Raw genomic sequence first — 25882 nt, 5'->3', positions numbered from 1 at the left:
TTCCGGCAGCGGCCCGTCGCCGCCCGAGGCGCCAGTGTCCGCCGCGTGCGTCTTGCCGGGCAAAGGTGAATGTACGCAGCACAGGCCTGCGCTCACGCCTCCTGTGGCGCACGGTGCGCCAGGTGCGGAGGTCGCGTGCGGCCAGGGTCGTGGCACGGAGGGAACAGGCGCCGGCAGGCAGGGGCAAGCCGACGGACGACACCCGTGCCACGCTCGCGCACAAGTCCTTCACAACTACGGGGTGCGGCGAGAGGTGCTGGGTATGACCTTCCACGGCCGGTCCGATGAGCGCGGACAACTCGACCTCCTGGTCGCGGACTTGCGTCAGGGGCTGAGCGGCGTCCTCTTCCTGCAAGGTGACGCGGGGATCGGCAAGAGCGCACTGATCGACCACGTGGTCACGGAGGCGGCGGACCTTCGGGTGCTGCGGCTGGCGGGAATCGAGGCGGAGGCAGGGTTCGCGTTCGCCGCGCTGCAACGGCTGCTCGTCCCGTTCCAGGACGAACTCAAGGAAGGCGGGGCGTTGTTGCCGCTCCAGCAGGAGGCGCTGAAGGTCGCCTGCGGGCTGGCCGACGGGCCTCCGGCGGACCGGTTCCTGGTGGGGCTCGCCCTGCTGGCCTTTCTCGCGGACAAGGCCAAGCTGCGTCCGGTGCTGTGCTGTGTCGACGACGCCTGCCTGCTCGACCGGGACTCCCTGGAGGTGTTCGCCTTCGTGGGCCGTCGGCTGCACGCCGAGGGAGTCGGCTTCGTCTTCGCCGCCAGGGCCGGTTTCGACATCCCGCCCGGTCTGCCCGTCGTCCCGGTCCCCGGCCTGGCGGAGCCGCATGCGCTGGAGCTGCTGCGGTCCGTGGCGGACGGGCCGCTGGACCCCGTGGTCGGGGCCCGCATCGTGGCGGCGACCGGCGGCAACCCCCGGGCGCTGAGCGACCTCGGCCGGGAACTCTCCGCCGAACACCTCGCCGGTTCGCTGGCCCTGCCCGAGCCCTTGCCTGTGGGGAGCCGGCTGGAGGAGCACTACCGGCAGCAGGTACGCGGGCTGCCCGACGCCACGCGCGCGTGGCTGGTGCTCGCCGCCTCCGAGCCCAGCGGTGACCTTCACTATCTTGCGCGCGCTGCGCACCTGTTGGGGATCGTGGCGGACGCGTCGGGGCCCGCCGAAGACGCGGGGATGGTGGTGTTGCGCGCCGCCGTGGAGTTCCGGCATCCGCTGGTGCGCCCGGCCGTGTACGGGGGTGCCACGAGCGTGCAACGGCGTGCTGCGCACCGCGCGTTGGCGAATGTCACGGACCGTCCGGACGACCGGGATCTGCGCGCGTGGCATCTCGCTGCCACCGTGCCCGGCCGTGATGCCGCCGTGGCGGACGAGGTGGAGCGTGCCGCCGACCGGGCCGCGACACGCGGCGGGCACGCGGCACGGGTGACGTTCATGACGCGGGCGGCGGAGCTCTCGCCGGACGGCGGCGCCCGTGCCGGGCGGTTTCTCGCCGCCGCCGAGGCCGCCGTCGCCGCCGGAGCGCCACGGCAGGCCGACGTGCTGCTGGGGGCGGTCGACGTCGGCCTGTTGAGCGAGGCGGGGCGAGCCGACTCGCTTCTGGTGCGGGCCGGGGTCGTCGACGGCCTGGGCGGGCCCGATGCCCATGCGCGGGCGTCGGCGCTGTGCCTCGCCGCCGCGTCCGCGTTCGGGGCCCAGGAGCCGGGGCGCACACGCCAAGCGCTGCTGCACGCGGCCGAGTTGACGTTCACCGCACGGCAACGCACCCCCGCCACGACGGCGGCCGAGATCGCGCGCGCGGTGGACTCCCTGGCGGCATCCGGGCCGCCGACGGGCATCGACGAACTGCTGCGCGGCTTCACCGTCCTGGCCGGTGACAGCTACGAACAGGCCGTTCCCCAGCTGCGCAAGGCTCTGACGTCGCTGCTCGCACCGGACACTCCGGACGACGTGGTGCTGGGCGGCTACGGGCTCGGCGCCTGGTTCTCCACCCTGTTGTGGGACCACGACGCCCGTACCGCCCTGTTGGAGCGCGCCGATGGCATCGCCCGGCGGCGCGGCGCCCTGGGACACCTCGACGCGATCCTCTCCTGCTCCGCCACGGCCGAGACCACGCTGGGACATCTGGCGGCCGCCGAGGCACTGGAGGCCGACGGCCGCCAACTCCGGGCGGCGATGGGCAGACCCGCCGCCGAGCCACAGCACCGTCGGAATGCCGAGTTGCTGGCCTGGCGTGCCGCCGACAACGGCCCGCGAGAAGCACTGCACCGGGCCTTTGAGGACGCCCGCACGCGCGGCGACGGAGCGCTGGAGTCCCTCGCGCACGGCGGTGTACTGATCCTCGCGCTGGGAAGCGGGGACTACGCCACGGCCCGCCCGGTGGCAGAAGAACTCGTCCGGCCCGATGCGCTCGGGCTGCACTCCCGGCACCTGCCGGCGGTCGTCGAGGTGGGCGTGCGCTCTGGGGACCGCACGCTGGCGACCGCGGCCCTGCGCATCCTGGCCGGCCGGGCCACAGCCGCGGGCACGCCGTGGGCGCTGGGGCTGCTGGCGCGCTCCCGGGCCCTGCTCGCCGGGGCGGGGGACGCCGAGCCGCTGTACCGCGGGGCCGTCGACCTGCTGTCCCGGACGAGCGCCGAGGCCGATCTGGCCGTCGCCCACCTGTTGTACGGCGAATGGCTGCGCCGGCGAAGGCGCCGCAGGGACGCACGGGCGCCGCTGCGGACCGCCCTGACCATGTTCCGCACCATGGACGCGGGCGCCTTCGCACAGCGTGCCGCACGCGAACTGGCCGCCACCGGCGCGCACTTGACCAAGGTTCCCGAAGGGGCACGGGAGCCTCTGACCTCCCAGGAGTTGAAGATCGCCCACCTGGCGGCGCAGGGCGCGACCAACGCCGAGATCGCCACCCAGATGATCATCAGCGCCAGCACGGTCGACTACCACCTGCGCAAGGTGTTCCGGAAGTTGGACGTGCCCTCCCGGCGTCGGCTCGCCGAGGCCCTACGCGCGTGACCGCGCCCACTACGCGGCGCACGTGATGCGGCGACCGCCCGGACCGGCGAACCATCGAAGCGTCGCAGCCAACCCCTCCTCGGTCGGGAGCAGTTCATGCCCTACGTCACCACATCCGACGGTGCGCAGATCTACTACAAAGACTGGGGTACGGGCCGCCCCGTCGTCCTCAGCCACGGCTGGCCCCTGAGCTCCGACAGCTGGGAGGCCCAGCAGCTGTTCCTGGCCACCCACGGCTACCGCGTCATCGCCCACGACAGGCGCGGCCACGGCCGCTCCACCCAGACGTGGAGCGGTAACGAGATGAACACCTACGCCGACGACCTGGCCACGCTCATCGACACCCTGGACCTGCGCGATGTCACCCTGGTCGGCTTCTCCACCGGCGGTGGCGAGGTCGCCCGTTACGTCGGCCGCCACAGCACCGCCCGCGTCGCCCAGGTCGCCCTCGTCTCGGCGGTGCCGCCATTCATGCTCAAGACGGCCGACAACCCCGGCGGCGTCCCCGTCGAGACCTTCGACGCCATCCGGGCCGGTTCGCTCGCCGACCGCTCGCAGCTCTACCGCGACCTGGCCGACGGTCCGTTCTTCGGCAACAACCGGCCCGGCGCCGATGTCTCCCAGGGCATCCGGGAGGCGTTCTGGCGCCAGGGTCTGCAGGCCGGGCACCGGAGCGCCTACGAGTGCATCGCGGCGTTCTCCGCGACCGACTTCCGCGCCGACCTGGACGCCATCGACGTGCCCACGCTGGTCATCCACGGCGACGACGACCAGGTCGTGCCCTTCGAGGTCGGCGGCAAGGCGTCGGCCGCCCGCATCAAGAACGCGACGCTGAAGGTCTACCCGGGCGCTCCGCACGGCATCACCGACACGCACAAGGACCAACTCGGCGCGGATCTGCTGGAGTTCCTCAACTCCTGAAGCGGCTCCCGAGCCGCCGCCGCACCGAGCCCGGCACATGGTTTCTGCACGCCCCTTCCCTGCCTGCCCGCTTCAGAAGGAGTCACCCATGAACCCCGGTCATCCTCCGCGCCGCCGTATCCTCGGCGGCGCGCTCGCGGCCGGCGCCGCGAGCCTCGTCGGCGCCGCCGGCACCGCATCGGCCACGTCCGCCGGAAAGGCCGCCGGCACCAAACCGACGGTCGTCCTCGTGCACGGCGCGTTCGCCGACGCCTCCGGCTTCAACGCCACCATCGGACTGCTACACAAGAGCGGCTTCCCGGTGATCGCGCCGGCGAACCCGCTGCGGGACACCGCGGGCGACGCCGCGTACATCTCCAGCGTGCTGGACACCCTCACGGGACCGGTGATCCTGGCCGCCCACTCCTACGGCGGCATCGTCATCACCAACGCCGCCCGCGGGCACGCGAACGTCAAGGCCCTGGTGTACCTGGGGGCGTTCGCGCCCGACGAGGGCGAGAGCGCGCTGCAACTGGCGCAGCAGTTCCCCGGCAGCGAACTGGGGGCCGCGCTCGTGCCGCGCCCCTATCCGCTGCCCGGCGACGGCGAGGGCACCGACGGCTACATCGCGGCCGAGAAGTTCCATGCGGTGTTCGCGGCCGATCTCCCCGCTGCCGAGACACGTCTCATGGCGGTCACCCAGCGCCCCGGTTCGGTCGAAGGGCTGAGCGGCCCGAGCGGCGCGCCCGCCTGGAGAACCATCCCTTCCTGGTACCTGATCCCGACCCAGGACAAGGTCATCCCGCCCGCCGTCCAGCGGTTCATGGCCAAGCGCGCCGGCAGCAAGGTGACCGAGATCCGCTCCTCGCACGTCGTCATGATCTCCCACCCGCAGGCCGCCGCCGACGTCATCAAGTCCGCCTACCTAGCCACCCGTTGAAGGGTCCACCCGTGAAACCCGACACGATCGTCCTCATCCACGGCTTCTGGGTCACACCCCGCAGCTGGGAACACTGGATCACCCACTACCAGACCAAGGGCTTTCGGGTCCTCGCACCCGGCTACCCGGGCTTCGAGGTGGAGGTGGAGGCCCTCAACGCCGACCCGGCCCCCATCGAGCAGCTCTCCGTCCCCGCGATCATCTCGTCGCTGGAGAAGCTGATCGACGGCCTCGACACCCGGCCGATCCTCATGGGGCATTCGGCGGGCGGGGTGTTCACCCAGATCCTGCTTGACCACGGCTACGGCGCCTGCGGCGTCGCGATGAACTCCGCCCCCACCGAGGGCGTCGCGGTCATCCCCCTGGCGCAGGCCAAGGCAACGTTCCCGGTGCTCAAGAACCCCGCCAACCGCCACAAGGCCGTCGGTTTCACCTACGACCAGTGGCGCTACGCCTTCACCAACACCTTCCCCGAGGACCAGGCGCGGGCGGCGTACGAGCGCTACCACATCCCCGCCTCCGGCCATGTGTTCTGGGGCAGCGCGCTGGCCAACATCCACCCCGGCCACGCCGACTCGTACGTCGACTACCACAACGACAAGCGCGCGCCCCTGCTGTTCATCTCCGGCGAGACCGACCACCTGATGCCGCCGAAGATCCAGCGCTCCAACGCCAAGCACTACAAGTCGGGGGCCCTGACCGAGATCATCGAGTACCCGGGCCGCTCCCACCTGATGCCGGCGCAGGACGGCTGGGAGGAGATCGCCGACCACGCCCTCGAGTGGGCGCTGGGGCACTCCTGACCGCGAGGTGCGGGTCCGGCAGCCCCCATCAGCGCGGCACCTTGCAGGACCCCCGTACGACCAACTCCGGCTTCAGCACGACGTGTTGATGCCGATGGACGGGTGCCTGTTCCCCCGTCTCCTCCAGGAGCAGCCGCGCCGCCGTCGCGCCGAGGGTGACGGCGGGCTGGCGGACCGAGGTGAGGGGGACCGTCGCCGCCGAGGCGAATTCGATGTCGTCGTATCCGATCAGTGACATGTCGTCGGGGACCCGGACCCCGGCCGCGTACAGGGATTGGAGGACGCCGAGGGCGAGGAGGTCGTTGGCGCAGAAGACGGCTGTGGGGCGGTGGGCGAGGCCGAGGAGGCGGGCGCCCGCGTCGCGGCCCGCTGCCACGTCGAGGCGGTCCGTGGGGAGTTCGTAGAGGTGGGTGGCGGGGAGGCCCGCTTCGGCGAGGGCCTTGTGGGCGCCCTCGCGGCGGTCCTGGACCTGTTTGAGCTGGGGCGGTCCGCTGACGTAGGCGATGGAGCGGTGGCCCGCGTCGACGAGGTGGCGGAGGGCGAGCGCGCCGCCCGCCACGTCGTCGACCGCCACCGAGCAGCCCGGTTCGTCGCCGGCGACGCGGTCCACGACGACGTACGGGATGCCGTGGCGGCGGAAGTCGCGGAGCGTGGCGCCGCTGGGGTCGGCCGGGGTGATGAGGGCGCCGCGGACCCGCTGTTCGGCGAACATCGACAGGTACTCGGCCTCCACGGCCGGGCTCTGCGCGCTGTTGCACACCATCACCCCGAGCCCCGCCTCGCGCGCGGCACGTTCGGCGCCGCGCGCGAGGTCCACGAAGAACGGGTTGCCCATGTCGAGGACGAGCAGCGACACGATCCGGCTGTGCCCGGCCCGCAGTTGGCGGGCGTACTCGCTGCGTACGTAGCCGAGCCGGGCGATGACCTGCTGAACGTGGCGGCGGGTGGGCCCGGAGACCCGGTCGGGCTGGTTCAGGACGTTGGAGACGGTGCCGACGGAGACCGCCGCCTCCCGGGCGACGTCCTTGATGCCGACCGTCGCCCGGCCCGGGGCGCGTTCACGCAAGGTGGAAGACCTCGGTGAGCGGGCGCATCGCGGCGTCGGGCGCCTGCCCGTCCAACGCCTCGAAGAACTCTCCCATTTCGGCCTGCCACCGGGCGTTCACGTCGGTGGCGTCCATCGCGGCGCGCGCCTTGTCGAAGTCCTCGGTCTCCAGGTAGCCGACGAGCAGTCCGTCCTCGCGCAGGAAGAGCGAGTAGTTGTGCCAGCCGGTGGCGGTCAGGGCCTCGCGCATCTCCTGCCACACGTCCGCGTGTCGGGCGCGGTACTCGTCGATGCGGTCGGCCTTGACCTTGAGCAGGAAGCAGACCCGTTGCATGTCACTCATGTCCCTTGCCCCGCTCAGAACTTGTAGTCGTCGATGTTCTTCTTGTTGAAGACGGTCGGCTTGCCGAGGGTGACGACGCCGTCCTTCTCGATCGTGTACTCACCCATGTCCCCGGCCTTGAACTTCTCCCCCGCCTTGCCGGTGATCTGCCCGGACTCCAGGGCGACCGCGGTGTGCGCGGCGAGCGCGCCGAGCTTCGCCGGGTCCCACAGCTCGAAGGCCTCGACGGTGCCGTTCTTGACGTAGGCGCGCATGTCGTTGGGGGTGCCGAGGCCGGTCAGCTTGACCTTGCCCTTGTACTTCGAGCCGGACAGGTACTGTGCGGCCGCCTTGATGCCGACCGTGGTCGGGGAGATGATCCCCTTCAGCTTCGGGTGCTCCTGGAGGAGGCCCTGGGTCTGCTGGAACGACTTCTGCGCGTCGTCGTCCCCGTAGGCGGTCGTGACGAGCTTGATGTCCTTGTAGGCGGGCTTCTTCAGCTCGTCCTTCATGTACTTGATCCACGTGTTCTGGTTGGTGGCCGTCTGGGCCGCCGAGAGGATCGCGATCTCGCCCTTGTTGCCGATCTGCTTGGCCATCTCCTGGACCTGGGTGCGGCCGAGGTCCTCGGCGCTGGCCTGGGAGACGAACACGTTGCGGCAGTCGACCTTGGTGTCGGAGTCGTACGTGACGATGCTGACGCCGTTCTTCATGGCCTGCTTGAGCGCGGTGCACAGGGCGCCCGGGTCCTGCGCGGACACCGCGATGGCATCGGCCTGCTGCTGGGTCAGGGTGTTGACGTAGGAGACCTGTCCGGAGGTGTCGGTGCCGGAGCTGGTGCCGACCTCCTTGTACGTCGAGCCGAGCTGCTGCACGGCCTTCTTGCCGCCGTTGTCGGAGGTGGTGAAGTACGGGTTGTTGACCTGCTTGGGCAGGAAGGCGACCGTGAGGCCCTTCTTGGTCTTCGCGTTGGGGTCGGCCTTGCCCGCGGCGGCGGACTTGGCGTCGCCCTTGTCGGAGTCCGACTTGGTGGTGCCGCCGCAGGCGGAGGCGCCGAGGACGAGGGCGGTGGTCACGGCGAGGGCCGCGGTGAGCCGGCGCGTCTTCTGGGACATGACGGTTCCTTACGTGGGGTGGGCGGGAGTGAGTGGTACGGGTGGGCGCCTCAAGTGACCGCGGTGACCGTCCTCTTGCGGGACCTCGCCTGCGCGATCTGACGGCCGACGCGCGGCGCGAGCACCGAGATCACGAGCAGCACACCCGTGACGACGATCTGCGACTGCGCGGAGACGTTGAGCAGGCTCATCACGTTCTGCAGCGTGCCGAGCAGGAACACACCGGCGATGGCGCCGCCGAGGGTGCCCTTGCCGCCGTCGAAGTCGATGCCGCCGAGCAACACGGCCGCGATGACGGAGAGTTCGAGCCCGGTGGCGTTGTCGTAGCGGGCGCTCGCGTAGTGCAGCGCCCAGAAGACTCCGGTAAGTGCGGAGAGCAGTCCGGTCGTCACGAACATCGACAGCTTGAGCCGCTTCACGCGCACACCGGCGAACCGGGCGGCCTCCTCGTTCGCGCCGGTCGCGAAGAGGGAGCGGCCCATCCGGGTGGCGTGCAGCACGACGATCGCGATGGCGAGGAGGACGACGAAGGGCAGGGCGGCGTACGGGATGAACGTGTCGCCGATCCGGTTCGCACCGAAGTCCAGGTACTGGGAGGGGAAGTCGGTGACCGAGTCCGAGCCGAGGACGATCTGCGCGATGCCCCGGTAGGCGGCCATGGTGCCGATGGTGACGGCGAGGGACGGCAGGCCGAGCCGGGTGACGAGCAGCCCGTTGATGAGGCCGCAGACCACGCCGAGCAGCAGGCACAGCGGGATGATCGTCTCGATGGCCATGCCGTTGTTCCACAGCGCGCCCATCACGGCGCCCGACAGGCCGACCGTGGAGCCCACCGACAGGTCGACCTCGCCGGAGATGACGAGCATCGTCATCGGCAGCGCGATGATCGCGATGGGCAGTGTGTTGCCGATCAGGAACGACAGGTTCAGCGCGTTGCCGAAGTTGTCGACGAACGCGAACGAGCAGAGCAGCAGCACGATCAGCAGGGCGCCGACGGCGGTGTCCCAGCGCACCGAGCGTTTCAGGGAGTCAGGCATGGCGGGCGCTCCTCATCTGTGCGGCCTGCTTGCGCAGCACTGCGGCGACGCGCAGCGCGACGATCCGGTCGACGGCGATGGCGAGCAGCAGCAGGATTCCGTTGATGGCGGTGACCCAGACGGAGCTGACGCCGATGGCGGGCAGCACGCTGTTGATGGAGGTCAGCAGCAGAGCGCCGAGCGCGGCGCCGTAGACGGTGCCCGCGCCGCCGGTGAAGGCGACGCCGCCGACCACGACGGCGCTGACGACGGTGAGTTCGTAGCCGTTGCCTGTGCCGGAGTCGACGTTGCCGAAGCGCGCCAGGTACAGGGCGCCCGCGAGTCCGGCGAGCGCGCCGCACAGCACGTAGGCGGTCATGATGCGCTTGCGGACGGGGATGCCGGCGAGGTTCGCGGCCTCGGGACTGGAGCCGAGCGCGTACATCTCGCGTCCGCTGCGGTAGCTGCGCAGGTAGTAGCCGACGCAGACCAGGACGGCCACGGCGAGCAGCGCCAGATAGGGCACGACCCAGATGCCGTCGTGGCCGAAGTCGACGAAGCCGTCGGGCAGGTCGGCGGCGACGATCTGCTGCGAGCCGACCCAGATGGAGTCGATGCCGCGCACCACGTACAGCGTGCCGAGGGTGACGACGAGGGCGGGCACCTTGCCGAGGCTGACGAGCGCGCCGTTCAGGACGCCGAAGACGGTGCCGATGGCGACGGCGTACACGACGGCGATCAGCGAACTGCCGCCGCCCTGAAGGTAGTCACCGGCGGCGAAGGCCGAGATGCCGAGCACGGAGCCGACGGAGAGGTCGACGTTGCGGGTGATGACGACGATCGCCTGACCGGTGGCGACGAGGACCAGGATGGTGGCGTTCAGGAGGAGGTCCTTGACGCCCTGCTGCGACAGGAACTCGGTGTTGGAGACCTGCGTGGCGAGCAGCATCACCACGAGCACGGCGGCGACGGCGAGTTCGCGCGCCTTGAACACCTTGTCGAGGAGGCGACGGCCCGCGGTGGGCGGTGGCGCCGCGTCCTCGCGTACGGGTGGTGCGGTGATGGTCATGTCGTGCTCCTTGTGGTGCGGGCGGCGTGTGCGGGTACGGACGTCACGCGGCCCTCCCCGTGGCCGCCGCCATCACGGACTCCTCGCTCGCCTCGGCGCGCGGCAGCTCGGCGGAGAGCCGTCCCTCGTGCATCACGAGCACCCGGTCGGCCATGCCGAGGATCTCGGGCAGGTCGGACGAGATCATCAGGACGGCGACGCCTTCGGCCGCGAGTGAGGACAGCAGCCGGTGCACCTCGGCCTTCGTGCCGACGTCGATGCCGCGCGTGGGCTCGTCCACGATGAGCACCTGCGGCCCTGTGGCGAGCCACTTGGCGAGGACGACCTTCTGCTGGTTGCCGCCGGAGAGCGTGCCGACGACATCGGCCAACCGCGCGTACTTGACCTGCAACTTCACCGACCAGTCCAGGGACCGGCTGCGCTCCGCCTTGCGGTTCATGAGGCCCGCGCGGGAGGTGTCGGCGAAGCCGGTGAGGCCGATGTTGCGCTCGATGGACATGTCCATCACGAGGCCCTGGGCCCGCCGGTCCTCCGGCACGAGCGCGAGGCCCGCGTGCATCGCGAGGCTCGGCGCGCCGGGCTTGAGCTTCTGCCCGAGCACCTCGACCTCGCCGCCGTCGAAGCGGTCGACGCCGAACACGGCGCGGGCCACCTCGCTGCGGCCGGCGCCGACGAGCCCGGCGAGGCCGACGATCTCGCCGCGCCGCACCTCGAAGGACACGTCGGTGAACACACCCTCGCGGGTCAACCGGCTGACCTTCAGGGCCACTTCGCCGAGTTCGGTGTCCTGCTTGGGGTACAACTCGTCGAGGTCGCGGCCGACCATGCGGCGCACCAGCTCGTCCTCGGTGAGTCCTTCGACCGGCTCGCTCGCCACCCACGACCCGTCGCGCAGCGTCGTCACCCGCTGGCACAGCTCGAAGATCTCCTCCAGGCGGTGCGAGATGAAGAGGACCGCCGCGCCCTGCTCGCGCAGTGTCCGTACGACGCCGAACAGGCGGGCCACCTCGCTGCCGGTGAGCGCGGCGGTCGGCTCGTCCATGATCAGCACGCGGGCGTCGAAGGACAGCGCCTTGGCGATCTCGACGAGCTGCTGGTCGGCGATGGACAGGCCGCGGGCCGGCTGGTCCGGGTCGAGCTCCACGCCGAGCCGCTTGAACAGGGCCGCGGTGGCCTCCTTGACCGTGGTGTGGTCGACGCGGCCGAAGGAGCGGCGCGGCTGGCGGCCCATGAAGATGTTCTCGGCGATGGACAGGTCGGGGAAGAGCGTCGGCTCCTGGTAGATGACGGCGACACCGGCGTCGCGGGCGTCGGCGGGGCCGTGGAACTCGACCGGGGAGCCGTCGAGCAGAACCGTCCCGGTGTCCGGGCGGTGCACCCCGGCGAGGGCCTTGATGAGCGTCGACTTTCCCGCGCCGTTCTCACCGGCGAGGGCGTGCGCCTCGCCCGCGTGCAGGCTCAGTGACACACCTCGCAGGGCACGCACGGCACCGAAGGACTTGCTCACCCCCTCCAGGGCGAGCACCGGAGTGGTCTCCGGCTCAGGTGGCGTCATGACAGTTCTCCAGGGGTCGAAGGGCACCCGACGTGAAATGTTTCAGTGAAACGTTCCGGAAGCTAGCCACGCCCCGGCGCCCTGGTCAAGGGGTCTGAACGGCCGGAATACATCGACGTACGAAACGATTCCGTAACGCGCTCGAGTTGTCGCACACCCCCTTGACGCACCCCACCAGGGGGACTAGCTTCGCTGCACAATGAATCGATTCACACTCGGTCGATTCAGAGACGATTCAGCAGACGGCTCGCAGACCCGTGTACTCAGAGGTGGACATGCCTGACATCGCTGCCGTGAAGGCCGCACTCGCCAACCAGCGGATCGAGACGCCGTCCTGGGGCTACGGCAACTCCGGCACCCGGTTCAAGGTGTTCGCCCAGGCCGGTGTGCCCCGCACGCCCCGCGAGAAGCTCGACGACGCCGCGAAGGTGCACGAGTTCACCGGCATCGCCCCGAAGGTCGCCCTGCACATCCCGTGGGACAAGGTCGACGACTACGCGACCCTGTCCGCGTACGCCAAGGAGCGCGGTGTCGAGCTCGGCACCATCAACTCCAACACCTTCCAGGACGACGACTACAAGCTCGGCAGTGTCTGTCACCCGGACCCGGCGGTGCGCCGCAAGGCGGTCGACCACCTCCTGGAGTGCGTCGACATCATGGACGCGACGGGTTCCCAGGACCTGAAGATCTGGCTCGCCGACGGCACCAACTACCCCGGCCAGGACGACATCGTGGCCCGCCAGGACCGCCTCGCCGAGTCTCTCGCCACCGTTTACGAGCGGCTCGGCGACGACCAGCGCATCCTGCTGGAGTACAAGTTCTTCGAGCCGGCCTTCTACACCACGGACGTGCCGGACTGGGGCACCTCGTACATGCAGTGCATGAACCTGGGTGACAAGGCGCAGGTCGTGGTCGACACCGGCCACCACGCGCCGGGCACGAACATCGAGTTCATCGTGGCGCTGCTGCTGCGCGCGAAGAAGCTCGGCGGCTTCGACTTCAACTCCCGCTTCTACGCGGACGACGACCTGATGGTGGGCTCCGCCGACCCGTTCCAGCTGTTCCGCATCCTGCACGAGGTCGCGAAGAACGGCGGCTTCGACCCCGAGACCAACGTGGCGTTCATGCTCGACCAGTGCCACAACATCGAGGCGAAGATCCCGGCGGTCATCCGCTCCGTGATGAACGTGCAGGAGGCCACCGCGAAGGCTCTGCTCGTGGACCGTGAGGCGCTGGGCGCCGCGCAGGCCTCGGGCGACGTCCTGACCGCGAACGCCGTGATCATGGACGCGTACAACACCGACGTGCGGCCGCTCCTTGCCTCGTGGCGCGAGGAGCAGGGGCTCGCGGCGAATCCCGTCACCGCGTACGCCGCCTCCGGGTGGCAGGAGCGGATCGCGGCCGAGCGGGTCGGCGGGGAGCAGGCGGGGTGGGGCGCGTAACCACCTCCCCGCAGTTCACCGCAGTCAACTCCTCAGGAATTTAGGACCTTTCATGGCTACGCACCCTCAGGTCGCCGCCCTCCTCGACCGCTCGAACCGGCTCGGCGCCGACCCCCGCAACACCAACTACGCCGGCGGCAACACCTCCGCCAAGGCCACCGAGACGGACCCGGTCACCGGCGGCGACGTCGAGCTGATGTGGGTCAAGGGCTCCGGCGGCGACCTGGGCACGCTCAAGGAGGCCGGTCTGGCCGCGCTGCGCGTGGACCGGCTCAAGGCGCTCACCGAGGTGTACCCGGGCGTGGAGCGCGAGGACGAGATGGTCGCCGCGTTCGACTACTGCCTGCACGGCAAGGGCGGCGCGGCGCCGTCCATCGACACGGCCATGCACGGTCTGGTGGACGCGGCGCACGTCGACCATCTGCACCCGGACTCCGGCATCGCGCTGGCCTGCGCGGCCGACGGGGAGAAGCTGACCGCCGAGTGCTTCGGCGAGAAGGTCGTGTGGGTGCCGTGGCGGCGCCCCGGCTTCCAGCTCGGCCTGGACATCGCCGCGATCAAGGCCGCCAACCCGGAGGCGATCGGCTGCGTCCTCGGCGGCCACGGCATCACGGCGTGGGGCGACACGGCCGAGGAGTGCGAGGCCAACTCGCTGTACATGATCCGCACCGCCGAGACGTTCCTCGCCGAGCGCGGCGAGGAGGAGCCGTTCGGCCCGGTCATCGAGGGCTACGCGGCGCTCGGCGCGGCCGGGCGCCGGGCGCGGGCCGCCGAACTCGCCCCGCTCATCCGGGGGTTGGCGTCCACGGACCGCCCGCAGGTCGGCCACTTCGACGACTCGGGTCCCGTCCTCGACTTCCTGGCGTCCGCCGAGCACCCGCGCCTCGCCGCGCTCGGCACCTCCTGCCCGGACCACTTCCTTCGTACGAAGGTCCGCCCGCTCGTCCTCGACCTGCCGCCCACGGCCGAACTCGACGCCGTGGCTGAGCGGTTGAAGGAGCTGCACGCCGACTACCGCACCGAGTACGCCGCTTACTACGAGCGGCACGCGACGCCAGACTCCCCCGCGATGCGCGGCGCGGACCCGGCGATCGTGCTCGTGCCCGGTGTCGGCATGTTCTCGTTCGGCAAGGACAAGCAGACGGCGCGCGTGGCGGGCGAGTTCTACCTCAACGCGATCAACGTGATGCGCGGCGCGGAAGCGGTCTCCACGTACGCGCCGATCGAGGAGTCGGAGAAGTTCCGCATCGAGTACTGGGCGCTCGAGGAGGCCAAGCTCCAGCGGATGCCGAAGCCGAAGCCGCTCGCCACGCGGGTGGCCCTCGTGACGGGCGCGGGCTCCGGCATCGGCAAGGCCATCGCGCACCGGCTCGTCGCCGAGGGCGCGTGCGTGGTCGTCGCCGACCTCAACGCGGACGGTGCGGCTGCGGTGGCCGAGGAGTTGGGCGGCCCCGACAAGGCGGTCGCCGTGACGGTCGACGTCACGTCCGAGCAGCAGATCGCGGACGCCTTCAAGGCCGCGGCGCTGGCCTTCGGCGGTGTCGACCTGGTCGTCAACAACGCCGGCATCTCCATCTCGAAGCCGCTCCTGGAGACCACGGCCAAGGACTGGGACCTCCAGCACGACATCATGGCGCGCGGTTCGTTCCTCGTCTCGCGCGAGGCGGCGCGGGTGATGCGGGCGCAGGAGATGGGCGGCGACATCGTCTACATCGCCTCCAAGAACGCGGTGTTCGCCGGCCCGAACAATGTGGCGTACTCGGCGACGAAGGCGGACCAGGCCCACCAGGTGCGGCTGCTGGCTGCCGAGTTGGGCGGGGACGGCATCCGGGTCAACGGGGTCAACCCGGACGGCGTGGTGCGCGGGTCCGGGATCTTCGCCGGGGGCTGGGGCGCGAAGCGTGCGGCGGTGTACGGGGTGGAGGAGGAGAAGCTGGGCGAGTACTACGCGCAGCGGACGCTTTTGAAGCGGGAGGTGTTGCCGGAGCACGTGGCGAACGCGGTCTTCGCGCTGACCGGGGGCGACCTTACGCACACGACCGGATTGCACGTCCCGGTCGACGCCGGAGTCGCGGCAGCGTTCCTCCGCTGAACCCGGGGGTTTGGGGGCGCGGGGAACTGCGCGCGCAACCACGTTGGGCACGCCATGTTCCGACGACGCCCGCATCCCCGGGGCCCGGGGGCCCGCCCCCGGTTTCGGGACGGGAAGGGGAGGCGGGGGCGACTTCGCCTCCCCGCCACCCACCACACCGCACACTCGCAAAGGCAACCTCATGCCCACCACTCCCTACGCCGCGATAGACCTGGGCGCCTCGAGCGGCCGGGTCATGACGGCCCACGTCGCCCCGGACACCCTGACCCTGACGGAGTCCCACCGTTTCCCGAACACCCCGGTCCGCACCCCCGACGGCCTGCACTGGGACATCCTCGGCCTCTACGCGGGCATCCTGGAAGGCCTCCGCAAGACCGGCCGGGTCCGCTCCGTCGGCATCGACAGCTGGGCCGTCGACTACGGCCTCCTCGACGCGGACAACGCCCTCCTCGGCAACCCGTACCACTACCGGGACACCCGCACGGACCACGCCGCCGAGAAACTGTGGGCGACGATCCCCCCGCAGGAGCTGTACGCGGCCACCGGCCTCCAGTACGTCCCGTTCAACACGATCTACCAGCTCACGGCGGCCCGCGACACCGCACAACTCAACGCCGCCCAAAGCCTGTTGCTGATCCCCGACCTCCTCACGTACTGGCTGACAGGCCAGCAGGGCACCGAGCTGACCAACGCCTCCACCACCCAGCTCATCGACCCCCGCACCGGCGACTGGGCCCACGACATCGCCACCCGCGCCGGCATCGACGTGAACCTCTTCGCCCCGGTCCGCCGCCCCGGCGACCCCGCGGGCGAACTCCTCCCCCACGTCCTCGACGAGACGGGCCTCACCGGCCCCGTCCCGGTGACGACGGTCGCCTCGCACGACACCGCGTCGGCCGTGGCCGCGGTCCCGGCGACCGAGGAGAACTTCGCGTACATCTGCACCGGCACCTGGTCCCTCGCCGGCCTCGAACTGGACGCGCCCGTCCTCACGGAGGAGAGCCGCGCCGCGAACTTCACGAACGAGCTCGGCATCGACGGCACGGTCCGCTACCTCCGCAACATCATGGGCCTGTGGCTGCTCCAGGAGTGTCAACGCACCTGGAACCAGCCGGACTTGACCGCACTGCTCGACGAGGCCGCGAAGGCGACCCCGCTGCGCTCGGTAGTCGACGCCGGCGACCCCACGTTCCTGCCGCCCGGCGGCATGCCGGACCGGATCGCCGCCGCCTGCCGCGCCACCGGCCAGCCGGAGCCCCGCACCCGCGCCGAGATCACCCGCTGCATCCTCGACTCGCTCGCCCTCGCCCACCGCCGCGCCATCGAGGACGCGGCCCGCCTCGCCGATCGCCCGGTCGACGTCGTGCACATCGTCGGCGGCGGCGCCCGGGGCGCCCTGCTGTGCCAACTCACCGCGGACGCCTGCGGGTTGCCGGTCGTGGCGGGACCCGCCGAGGGCGCCGCGCTGGGCAACGTACTCGTTCAGGCGCGGGCCGACGGCGTCGTGGGCGACCGGGTCGCGATGCGCCGGCTCGTCGCCGACACCCAGCCGCTCGCCCGCTACGAGTCCAGCGGCGACCGCAGCGCGTGGGACGCGGCAGCGGCACGCGTCCGCACCCCGTGACCAGCCCCCGCTGACGACGTACGCTGCACCCGTCCGATGATCACCCGCAGTCCAGCCGCGCCAACCGAATCCGACCGACCGAAGGGGCCCCGATGCGTGTCGCGCTCTTCCTGACCTGTGTCAACGACACGCTCTACCCGGATACGGGCCGCGCCGTCGTCAAGCTCCTCAACCGGCTCGGTGTGGAGGTCGACTTCCCCGCCGCGCAGACCTGCTGCGGCCAGCCGCACTACAACACCGGTTACCGCCGCGAGGCCGAGCCGCTGGCCACCCACTACGCCGACACCTTCGGCCCCGGTCTCGCCTCGGGTGATTACGACGCAATCATCACGCCGTCCGGATCGTGCGCGGCGATGGTGCGCGAGCTGTACCCGCGGATGGGCGAACGGGCCCGCTCGGAGGGCCGCGGCGGCCACCTCGCGACCACGCTCGCGCCGGTGATCCCGAAGACGTACGAGCTGACCGAGTTCCTGGTCGATGTGCTGAAGGTGACCGACGTCGGCGCGTACTACCCGCACAAGGTGACGTACCACCCCACCTGTCACGGCCTGCGCTCCCTCGGTCTCGGCGACCGGCCCACTCAACTGCTCAGCGAGGTCCAGGGACTTGAGCTTGCCGAGCTGCCGGGCGCGGCCGAGTGCTGCGGCTTCGGCGGCACCTTCGCGGTGAAGAACGCGGACGTGTCCTCGGCGATGGGCACGGACAAGGTCCGCAACGCCGAATCGACGGGCGCGGACGTGCTGTGCGCCGCCGACAATTCCTGCCTGATGCACATCGGCGGCACCATGTCCCGCCTCAAGGTCGGCATGCGCCCCGTCCACATCGCCGAGATCCTGGCCAGCACCGAAGAGGAGCCCCTGGCATGAGCGGCACTTTCGTCGGGATGCCGGCCTTCCCGAAGGCCGCGCACGACGCCGTACGCAACACCACCCTGCGCGCCAACCTGAAGCACGCCACGCACACCATCCGTGACAAGCGCGAGCGCGCGGTCTCCGAACTCGACGACTGGGCACGCCTTCGCCAGGCGGGCAAGGAGATCAAGGACCACACGCTGCACCACCTGGAGCACTATCTGGTGCAGCTGGAGGAGTCGGTCACGGCGGCGGGCGGCACCGTGCACTGGGCGCGCGACGCCGACGAGGCCAACCGGATCGTGGCCGGGCTCGTCAAGGAGACCGGCGAGTCGGAGGTCGTCAAGGTCAAGTCGATGGCCACCCAGGAGATCGGCCTCAACGAGCACCTCGAGACCGAGGGCATCCACGCCTACGAGACCGACCTCGCCGAGCTCATCGTCCAGCTCGGCAACGACCGGCCCTCGCACATCCTGGTCCCCGCCATCCACCGCAACCGCGGCGAGATCCGCGACATCTTCCGCAAGGAGATGGGCAGTTGGGGCCGCCCGGCCCCGGAAGGACTCACCGACACCCCCGCCGAACTCGCCGAGGCGGCCCGCCTGCACCTGCGCGAGAAGTTCCTGCGCGCCAAGGTCGGCATCTCGGGGGCCAACTTCATGGTCGCCGAGACCGGCACCCTCGTCGTGGTCGAGTCCGAGGGCAACGGCCGCATGTGCCTGACCCTGCCCGAGACACTCATCTCGGTCGTCGGCATTGAAAAAATTGTGCCGACGTGGCAGGACCTGGAGGTCTTTCTCCAGACCCTGCCGCGTTCCTCGACCGCCGAGCGCATGAACCCGTACACCTCCACCTGGACGGGCACCACCGACTCCGACGGCCCCCAGAACTTCCACCTGGTCCTCATCGACAACGGCCGCACCGACACCCTCGCCGACGAGGTCGGCCGCCAGGCCCTGCGCTGCATCCGCTGCTCCGCCTGCCTCAACGTCTGCCCCGTCTACGAGCGGGCCGGCGGCCACGCCTACGGCTCGGTCTATCCCGGCCCCATCGGCGCCATCCTCAGCCCCCAACTCCGGGGCACCGGCAGTGAGATCGACGCCTCGCTCCCCTACGCGTCGTCCCTGTGCGGCGCCTGCTACGAGGTGTGCCCGGTCGCCATCGACATCCCCGAGGTCCTCGTCCACCTGCGCGAGCGGGTCGTGGCCGGCGGCCCCGCCACCCGCAACGGCAACAAGGTCATGCTCCGCCCGGCCAAGGGCCACGCCGCCGAACGCGCCGCGATGCGCGCCGCCACCTGGGCCTTCACCCACCCGGCGGCACTCGCCACCGGCCAGCGCCTCGCCTCGCGCACCCGCCGCTTCCACCCACGTACGGTGCCCGGCCCCGGCAAGGCCTGGACGGCGACCCGCGACCTGCCCAAGGTGCCCGCGGAACCCTTCCGCGACTGGTGGAAGCGGACGAACGGCGGCAAGGAGACGAACAAGTGAGCAGCAGAGACGTCATCCTCGGCCGGGTGCGCCGCGCCCTCGGCGGCCCGGTCGAGGCCCCTGATTCGTACGCCAAGGACATCGACCGCAGCTATCTGCGCGAACACGGCAACCGGACGACGCAGCAGACGGTGGAACTCCTCGCGGAGAACCTCGCCGACTACCGGGCGATCGTGCACCGGGCCACCAGTGAGGAGTTGCCGGCCACCATCGCGCGGCTGCTCGCCGGGCACGGGTCGCGGGCCGTGGCGGTGCCGCCCGGGCTGCCGGACGGCTGGCTGGCCGAGGCCGATGCCACGCAGGTCCATGACCGCGCCGAGAACACCCCGGCCGAGCTCGACGAGGTCGACAGCGTCGTCACCGCCTGCGCGGTCGCGATCGCAGAGACCGGCACCATCGTCCTCGACGGCTCCCCCGACCAGGGCCGCCGCCGCATCACCCTCGTCCCCGACCACCACATCTGCGTCGTACGCGTCCCGGACCAGGTGGTCTCCTCGGTCCCGCAGGCCCTCGAACGGCTCGACCCGACCCGCCCGCTGACCTGGATCTCGGGCCCGTCCGCGACCAGCGACATCGAACTCGACCGGGTCGAGGGCGTGCACGGACCACGCACTCTGGAGGTCGTCCTGGTGAGCGGCGGCTGAAGGGCGCGGCTAGCGTTGGTGACATGATCCGGTTCGACCATGTCACCAAGCGGTACGCGGACGGCACGATGGCAGTGGACGACCTCTCGTTCGAAGTGAACGAGGGCGAACTGGTCACGCTCGTCGGCCCTTCCGGCTGCGGCAAGACCACCACGATGATGATGGTGAACCGGCTGATCGAGCCGACGTCGGGTCACATCCACGTCGAGGGCGAGGACATCTCCGGCGTCGACCCGGTGCAGCTGCGCCGCCGCATCGGCTACGTCATCCAGCAGGTGGGCCTCTTCCCGCACCGCACGATCCTCGACAACACGGCGACCGTGCCCGCGCTCATCGGCTGGAAGAAGGCGAAGGCCAGGGCGCGCGCCGCCGAGCTGCTCGATCTGGTGGGCCTGGACCCGAGCACGTACGGGAGCCGCTATCCGGAGCAGCTCTCCGGCGGCCAGCGCCAGCGCGTGGGCGTCGCCCGCGCTCTCGCCGCCGACCCGCCCGTGCTCCTGATGGACGAACCGTTCGGTGCGGTCGACCCGGTGGTGCGCGAGCAGCTGCAGGACGAGTTCCTGAAGATGCAGGCGGCTGTCCGCAAGACGGTCCTCCTCGTCACGCACGACATCGAGGAGGCGGTCCGGCTCGGCGACCGCATCGCGGTGTACGGGCAGGGCCGCATCGAGCAGTACGACACACCGGGCGCGGTGCTCGGCTCGCCCGCCACCCCGTACGTCGCCGAGTTCGTCGGCGCGGACCGGGGCCTGAAGCGCCTGTCGGTCACCGAGATCGAGCCGGACGACCTGGAGCAGCCCTCGGTGGCCCGCTTCGAGGAGTCGCCCGCCCGGGCGGCCGCCCGGATGCGCGAGGACGGGGCGCGGTGGGCGGTGGTGCTCGATGAGGGCGGTGACCTGCACGGTTGGGTCGGTGTCGACGAGGCGTCACTGGCCGGTCCCGACGGCCGGGTCGGCGATCTGGCCCACCGGATGCGGGCATGGGTGCCGGTCGGCGCGCCGCTCAAGCAGGCGTTCGGAGTGATGCTCCAGCACGACGCGGGCTGGGTCGCGGTCCTCGACGGCGCCCGTTTCCTCGGCGTCCTGACCCCGGCGAAGCTGCACGAGGCGCTGCGCCGGTCGGTGGACGCGGACGCACAGGGCGTGGGGCGGGACGAGGTGGAGTTCGACTCGGTGGCGGACGCGTGACCAGGCGTCACGGACAGGGGTCGGCACAGACGCGGGCGCATACGCAGGGACAGAGGCAGACGTAACCCTAAGGTTGAGGTTGAGACTCCCGCCCGCGGCGGTTCATCGCCCGCAGATTCTCGTCCTGTACGTCGCCGTTGATCGCCCGACCGGGGCGGTACGCGTCCAGTTCCTCGGCCGCCCGCCCGCTCGTGATCTCCTGCGCGGCGAGCCTGCCGAGCACCGGGGCGAGCGTCACCGCGCTGTGCGACACCAGGTGGTACAGGCCGGGCGCCGCATCCGCCTCGCCGACCAGCGGCAGCCCGTCCAGCGGCACGGGTCGTACACCGATGCGCGCGTCGGCGATCCGGGCCCCGCCCAGGCCCGGCACGACGGTGCTCGCGCGCCGGTGCAGCTCCGAGGGCAGGCCGTCGGCGGCCATCCCGTCCAGGCGCGCGTCGACCTCCCACGACAGGGCGAGCACGCCGCCGTCCGCCGTGGGCCGCAGGTCGATGCCGGGCGCCGAGAGGATCGCGGTCAGCGGCTCCTCGGCCAGCGGGGCGCTCTCGGCGACGAGCCCGGGCACGTGCCGCAGCGGCAGCCGCGCCCCGGCGAGCGCGGCGATCTGGTCGGCCGCGGGCCCCGCACAGTTCACGACGACGTCCGCGCCCCAGCTGCGCTCTCCCGCCTCCGCGCCGACGACCCGCGCGCCGTCGCGGAGCAGTCCGGTGACGCGGGTTCCGTAGTGCGCTTCGGCGCCGGCCCGTACGGCGGCGTCGAGCAGGGCGTTCACCAGGCGCGGGGCGTCGAACCAGGCGGTGCCGGTGTGCACGACGATCTCGTCGACGGTGCAGGCGGCCGGGTCGACGGCGGGCGCGAGCTCGCGCAGTGCGGATGCCGGGGCGTTGCGGCAGTCGTGGCCCCATTCCCGTACGCGTGACGCCTGTTCGAGCAGTGTGCGCTGTGCGTCGTCGCTGTCGGCCCACTGGACGAGCGGCACCGGGTGCCGCCAGGTGGGTCCGTCGAGTTCCTCGGCGAGGGCGCGGTGGCCGTCGGAGCCCTGGCGGTTCAGCCGGTAGTAGGTGTGCGGGGTCTTCAGGTGGGTGACGTCGGCGGCGAAGGTGGCGCTGGAGGTGCCGGACGCGGGCCCCGCCTCCTCCAGCACGACGACTTCGACGCCCGCGCGGGCGAGGTGATAGGCGACGCAGGCGCCCAGCACGCCCGCCCCGACGACGACGGCTCGATTCATACGGCTTCCTGTACGTGTCCCGGTTGCGGTCGGTCGGTCAGTCAGTCAGTCAACTCCCCGACTGCCCGCCGGACCGCGGCACACACCTCTCAACCGCCCTGCCGCAGCAGTCCCTTGTTCTCCAGGTAGGTCCGCGCGACGTCCTCGGGCAGTCGGCGCCAGCTGTCGACCTGCTGGTTCATGGAGGCGAGGTCGTCGGTGGTGAGCACGGAGTTGAGCTTGCCGAGCGCCTCCGCGACCTTCTTGTTGCCGGCCCGCGAGCGGTTGACGACGGGCACGAGGTAGTCGGCGTTCTGCAGCTTCTTGTCGTCGTCGAGCAGCACGAGCCCGAAGTCGCCGAGGGTGGCGTCGGTGGTCGTGGTGAGCACCATCTGGTCCTGCCCGTTCTGCACGGCGTTCTTGGCCTGCGTGGTGCCGACGCCCTTGGGGTCGATCCCGGTGACGTCGATGCCGTAGACCTTCTCCAGTCCCGGCTGGCAGTACGGCCGTTGCACGCACTCGTCCCCGGCGGCGACCCGCACCTTGAGGCCGGAGGCTCCGAGGTCGCTGAGCGTCTTGAGGTCGTGCTTCTTCGCGTAGGCCTCGGTCACCGCGAACGCGTTCTGGTCGACGGCCTTGCCCGCGTCCAGCACATCGAGCCCGCGCGGGGCTGCGAGGGATCGCAGGGACTTCATGGTGGCGTCGAGATCCGGCGAGCCGACGGGTTTCGCGTCGGGCCCATGGGCCTTGGCGTTGAGCCAGTCGGCGAAGGTGGCGGCGTACTCGGGCACGACATCGATCTGCCCGGACTCCAGGGCGGGCTCGTACAGCTCGCGGTTGCCGACGGACAGTAGCTCGGTCTCGTACCCCGCCTGCTTCAGCAGCAGCGCATACATATTGGCGAGCAGATCGCTCTCGGTGAATCCGGCGGATCCGATGACGAGGTGCTTGCTGTCACCGGGCGGCGCGGTCACCTCACCGCGATCCTCCAGCGAGGGCCCCGTGGCACACCCCCCGACGAACAACACGAGCCCCAGCAGAAGAGCCACTCGACGCAACAACCTGCTCATCAGGCCCCCCTCCCCCGCAGCCACCCGGGACCGAACCGCTCGGCGAGCTCGAACAGCGCCTCGACGACGAGCGCGAAGACGGCCACGAGCACGGCTCCCGCCACCACCTGCGGCGTACTGGCGAGATTGAACCCGGCGGTGATGATCCGCCCGAGCCCGCCGCCACCGGCAATGGCGGCGATGGTGGCGGTGGCGACAAGCTGCACAGCCGCAATGCGCACACCATTCATAATCATCGGCAGCGCGAGCGGCACCTCAACCCGGAACAGCATCTGCCGCCCCGTCATCCCCATGCCCCGCGCGGCCCTCACGACCTCCCGGTCGACGCCGCGCATCCCGACGTACGCGTTGGTGAGCAGCGGCGGCACCGCGAACAGCACGAGGGCGACGACGGTGGGCCCCTCGCTGTACTGCCCAAACGGTGTGAGCAGCAACAGCACGAGCACGGCGAAGGTGGGCACGGCGCGCCCCACGTTGGCGATGTTGACGGCGAGCGCCCCACCCTTCCCGAGATGCCCGAGCACCAGCGCGACCGGCAGAGCAATAAGACAACTGATGACGAGACAGACGACGGTCAAGGTCACGTGCTGGGCGAGCCGGTGCCAGACGCCGTTGTCGCCGGCCCAGTGCGCGGAGTCGGCGAGCCAGTTCCAGGAGTCGGAGAGGAGATTCACGCGCGACTCGCTCTCGTCCAGGGGGTGAGCAGCCGCCCGATGGCAAGGAGCACCACATCGGCGACGAGCGCGATGACGACGCACAGCACGGAGGCGGTGAGCACCTGGGCCTTGAAGTACGTGTTCATGCCGCTGTAGATCAGATTCCCAAGCCCTCCGTAGCCGACGATGGCGCCGACGGTCACGAGCGAGACGGCGGACACGGTGGCGATACGCAGCCCGGCGAGCGCCGCGGGCAGTGCGAGCGGCAGCTCGACGGTCAGCAGCAGCCGGATCGGCCCGTACCCCATGCCGCGCGCGGCCTGCCGGGTGTCCTCGGGCACGGACCGCAGCCCGGCGAGAATGTTCCGTACGAGGAGGGTGAGCGAGTAGAGCACAAGCCCGGCGATCACCAGCGTGGCGGACAGCCCGTACACGGGCAGCAGCAACGAGAACATCGCGAGCGACGGGATCGTGTAGAGCACGGTCGTCAGGGCGAGCACGGGCCCGGCGGCCCACCCCCACCGCCGCGCCAGGAGCGCCAACGGCACGGCGATCACCACGGCGATGGCGACAGCCACGACGGTGATCTCCAGATGCTGCACGGTGGCATCCATCAGCATGTGCCGACGCGTGCTCAGATACTCGCCGCAGATCCAGTCGTTGCGGGCGAGACAGTCGTCGGGCGGCGAAGTGCCGGACCCACCGTTCACAAGGCGCACCCGACCATTCCAGTGCCTTGCCCGCGGCTCGGCGCGCCGGGTGACCCGTACGGGCGGCGCTCCGCTTTCCCCGGGCCGCACACCTGACGCGGCGCGGCCCCGGGGCTAGGGTCTGCGTCATGAGCAATCTTGACCGCGAGCCAGTGCCCTCGGTGTGCGGCGGACGCGGCTTCGTCGTCGCGGAACCGGTACGCGAACTCCTCAGCCCGCGCCGCGTCCGGCTCGGCGGGTCCACGGAGGTGCGCAGGCTGCTGCCTAACCTGGGCCGCCGCATGGTCGGGGCGTGGGCCTTCGTCGACCACTACGGCCCGGACGACATCGCGGACGAGCCCGGCATGCAGGTGCCGCCGCACCCGCACATGGGTCTGCAGACGGTGAGCTGGCTGCACGACGGCGAGGTGCTGCACCGCGATTCGACGGGCAGCCTCCAGACGATCCGCCCCCGCGAGCTGGGCCTGATGACCTCGGGCCGGGCGATCTCCCACTCCGAGGAGAGCCCGCGCGCCCACGCCCGCTTCCTGCACGGGGCCCAGCTCTGGGTGGCGCTCCCCGACTCCCACCGGCACGTGGACCCGCACTTCGAGCACCACGGGACGCTGCCGACGGTGACGGCGCCCGGCCTGACGGCCACGGTCATCCTCGGTTCCCTGGACGGCGCGGCGTCCCCCGGCACGACGTACACCCCCATCGTGGGCGCGGATCTCTCCCTCACCCACGGCACGGAAACGCGCCTCCCCTTGAACCTCGACTTCGAGTACGCGGTCCTGTCGATGTCCGGCGAGGCCCACGTCGACGACGTCCCCCTGCTCCCCGGCTCGATGCTCTACCTCGGCTGCGGCCGCACCGAACTCCCGCTCCGCGCGGACTCGGACGCGGGTCTGCTGCTGCTCGGCGGGGAGCCGTTCGAGGAGGAGCTGGTGATGTTCTGGAACTTCATCGGGCGGTCGCAGGACGATATCAGCCAGGCACGTGAGGACTGGATGACAGGGTCTCGGTTTGGTGAGGTGAAGGGGTACGACGGAGATCGGCTGCCGGCGCCTGAGCTTCCGTCTGTCCCCTTGAAACCAAGGGGACGCGTACGCTGAACAGCGGTTATACAAGTGCAGTAGAGGTGGATTCGGCCCTCCA

22 protein-coding genes are annotated in these 25882 nt (G+C 70.9%); 12 read left to right on the top strand and 10 right to left on the bottom strand.

From position 1 onward, the window contains the following. Window positions 1-262: 262 nt before the first annotated feature. The 4 genes from OG746_RS24460 to OG746_RS24445 all read left to right on the top strand — a co-directional run bounded on the left by OG746_RS24460 (window position 263) and on the right by OG746_RS24445 (window position 5650). Window positions 263-3007, top strand: coding sequence for a LuxR C-terminal-related transcriptional regulator (locus OG746_RS24460; protein WP_266717888.1), 2745 nt, complete (start codon window positions 263-265; stop codon window positions 3005-3007). A 96-nt stretch (window positions 3008-3103) separates the two neighbouring features. After that, window positions 3104-3928, top strand: a complete 825-nt coding sequence (locus tag OG746_RS24455; RefSeq protein WP_266717886.1) for an alpha/beta fold hydrolase — start codon at window positions 3104-3106, stop codon at window positions 3926-3928. 88 nt (window positions 3929-4016) lie between these two features. Continuing rightward, window positions 4017-4847 carry an alpha/beta fold hydrolase gene (locus OG746_RS24450; protein ID WP_266717884.1) on the top strand — a complete coding sequence of 277 codons (831 nt, stop codon included), beginning with the start codon at window positions 4017-4019 and terminating at the stop codon, window positions 4845-4847. Between the two features lie 11 nt (window positions 4848-4858). Continuing rightward, a complete protein-coding gene (locus tag OG746_RS24445; RefSeq protein ID WP_266717882.1) occupies window positions 4859-5650 on the top strand; it encodes an alpha/beta hydrolase in 792 nt (263 codons plus the stop codon). Between the two features lie 28 nt (window positions 5651-5678). On the opposite strand, the gene OG746_RS24440 is transcribed toward OG746_RS24445, so the two are convergent. The 6 genes from OG746_RS24440 to OG746_RS24415 are packed head-to-tail and all read right to left on the bottom strand — an operon-like array spanning window position 5679 to window position 11772. Further along, window positions 5679-6716 carry a LacI family DNA-binding transcriptional regulator gene (locus OG746_RS24440; protein WP_266717880.1) on the bottom strand — a complete coding sequence of 346 codons (1038 nt, stop codon included), beginning with the start codon at window positions 6714-6716 and terminating at the stop codon, window positions 5679-5681. After that, entirely contained in the window at window positions 6709-7029 is a 321-nt protein-coding gene (locus OG746_RS24435) for an L-rhamnose mutarotase (protein ID WP_266719174.1), read from the bottom strand. The genes OG746_RS24440 and OG746_RS24435 overlap by 8 nt, the downstream gene beginning before the upstream one ends. 23 nt (window positions 7030-7052) lie before the next feature. After that, a complete protein-coding gene (gene rhaS / locus OG746_RS24430) occupies window positions 7053-8132 on the bottom strand; it encodes a rhamnose ABC transporter substrate-binding protein (RefSeq protein ID WP_266717878.1) in 1080 nt (359 codons plus the stop codon). Between the two features lie 50 nt (window positions 8133-8182). Continuing rightward, window positions 8183-9169, bottom strand: coding sequence for an ABC transporter permease (locus OG746_RS24425; protein ID WP_266717877.1), 987 nt, complete (start codon window positions 9167-9169; stop codon window positions 8183-8185). Then, window positions 9162-10217, bottom strand: a complete 1056-nt coding sequence (locus OG746_RS24420) for an ABC transporter permease (RefSeq protein WP_266717875.1) — start codon at window positions 10215-10217, stop codon at window positions 9162-9164. The genes OG746_RS24425 and OG746_RS24420 overlap by 8 nt, the downstream gene beginning before the upstream one ends. Window positions 10218-10260: 43 nt before the next feature. Continuing rightward, complete coding sequence (locus OG746_RS24415; RefSeq protein WP_266717873.1) at window positions 10261-11772, bottom strand: sugar ABC transporter ATP-binding protein; 1512 nt, start codon at window positions 11770-11772, stop codon at window positions 10261-10263. Between the two features lie 275 nt (window positions 11773-12047). Here OG746_RS24415 and rhaI point away from each other — a divergent pair, with 275 nt between their 5' ends. The 7 genes from rhaI to OG746_RS24380 all read left to right on the top strand — a co-directional run bounded on the left by rhaI (window position 12048) and on the right by OG746_RS24380 (window position 21102). Further along, window positions 12048-13214, top strand: a complete 1167-nt coding sequence (gene rhaI, locus OG746_RS24410) for an L-rhamnose isomerase (RefSeq protein ID WP_266717872.1) — start codon at window positions 12048-12050, stop codon at window positions 13212-13214. Window positions 13215-13266: 52 nt separating this feature from the next. Next, complete coding sequence (locus tag OG746_RS24405) at window positions 13267-15306, top strand: bifunctional aldolase/short-chain dehydrogenase (RefSeq protein ID WP_266717871.1); 2040 nt, start codon at window positions 13267-13269, stop codon at window positions 15304-15306. A 181-nt stretch (window positions 15307-15487) separates the two neighbouring features. Next, window positions 15488-16930 (top strand): rhamnulokinase, encoded by a 1443-nt coding sequence (locus OG746_RS24400; protein WP_266717870.1) that lies wholly within the window; start codon window positions 15488-15490, stop codon window positions 16928-16930. 92 nt (window positions 16931-17022) lie between these two features. Beyond that, window positions 17023-17796 (top strand): (Fe-S)-binding protein, encoded by a 774-nt coding sequence (locus OG746_RS24395; RefSeq protein WP_266717868.1) that lies wholly within the window; start codon window positions 17023-17025, stop codon window positions 17794-17796. After that, a complete protein-coding gene (locus tag OG746_RS24390) occupies window positions 17793-19271 on the top strand; it encodes a LutB/LldF family L-lactate oxidation iron-sulfur protein (RefSeq protein ID WP_266717866.1) in 1479 nt (492 codons plus the stop codon). Before OG746_RS24395 ends, OG746_RS24390 begins: the two co-directional genes overlap by 4 nt. Continuing rightward, complete coding sequence (locus tag OG746_RS24385; RefSeq protein WP_266717864.1) at window positions 19268-19915, top strand: LutC/YkgG family protein; 648 nt, start codon at window positions 19268-19270, stop codon at window positions 19913-19915. Before OG746_RS24390 ends, OG746_RS24385 begins: the two co-directional genes overlap by 4 nt. A gap of 23 nt (window positions 19916-19938) precedes the next feature. Next, window positions 19939-21102: an ABC transporter ATP-binding protein gene (locus OG746_RS24380; RefSeq protein WP_266717862.1), complete on the top strand. Its 1164-nt coding sequence runs from the start codon at window positions 19939-19941 to the stop codon at window positions 21100-21102. Window positions 21103-21169: 67 nt separating this feature from the next. On the opposite strand, the gene OG746_RS24375 is transcribed toward OG746_RS24380, so the two are convergent. From OG746_RS24375 to OG746_RS24360, 4 genes are all read right to left on the bottom strand, one after another. Beyond that, window positions 21170-22330, bottom strand: coding sequence for an NAD(P)/FAD-dependent oxidoreductase (locus OG746_RS24375; RefSeq protein WP_266717860.1), 1161 nt, complete (start codon window positions 22328-22330; stop codon window positions 21170-21172). Window positions 22331-22419: 89 nt separating this feature from the next. After that, window positions 22420-23379 (bottom strand): ABC transporter substrate-binding protein, encoded by a 960-nt coding sequence (locus tag OG746_RS24370; protein ID WP_266717858.1) that lies wholly within the window; start codon window positions 23377-23379, stop codon window positions 22420-22422. Then, on the bottom strand, window positions 23379-24053 hold the full coding sequence (locus OG746_RS24365) for an ABC transporter permease (protein ID WP_266717856.1): 675 nt from the start codon (window positions 24051-24053) through the stop codon (window positions 23379-23381). The genes OG746_RS24370 and OG746_RS24365 overlap by 1 nt, the downstream gene beginning before the upstream one ends. Continuing rightward, window positions 24050-24754, bottom strand: a complete 705-nt coding sequence (locus OG746_RS24360; protein WP_266717854.1) for an ABC transporter permease — start codon at window positions 24752-24754, stop codon at window positions 24050-24052. Before OG746_RS24360 ends, OG746_RS24365 begins: the two co-directional genes overlap by 4 nt. A 119-nt stretch (window positions 24755-24873) precedes the next feature. Between OG746_RS24360 and OG746_RS24355 the strand changes: the two genes are divergently transcribed. Next, on the top strand, window positions 24874-25839 hold the full coding sequence (locus OG746_RS24355; protein ID WP_266717852.1) for a pirin family protein: 966 nt from the start codon (window positions 24874-24876) through the stop codon (window positions 25837-25839). Window positions 25840-25882: the final 43 nt, after the last annotated feature.

This window comes from Streptomyces sp. NBC_01016 (assembly GCF_026341035.1).
In the GTDB taxonomy this organism is placed as follows: domain Bacteria; phylum Actinomycetota; class Actinomycetes; order Streptomycetales; family Streptomycetaceae; genus Streptomyces.
This window is presented reverse-complemented; position numbering and strand designations above follow the sequence as displayed.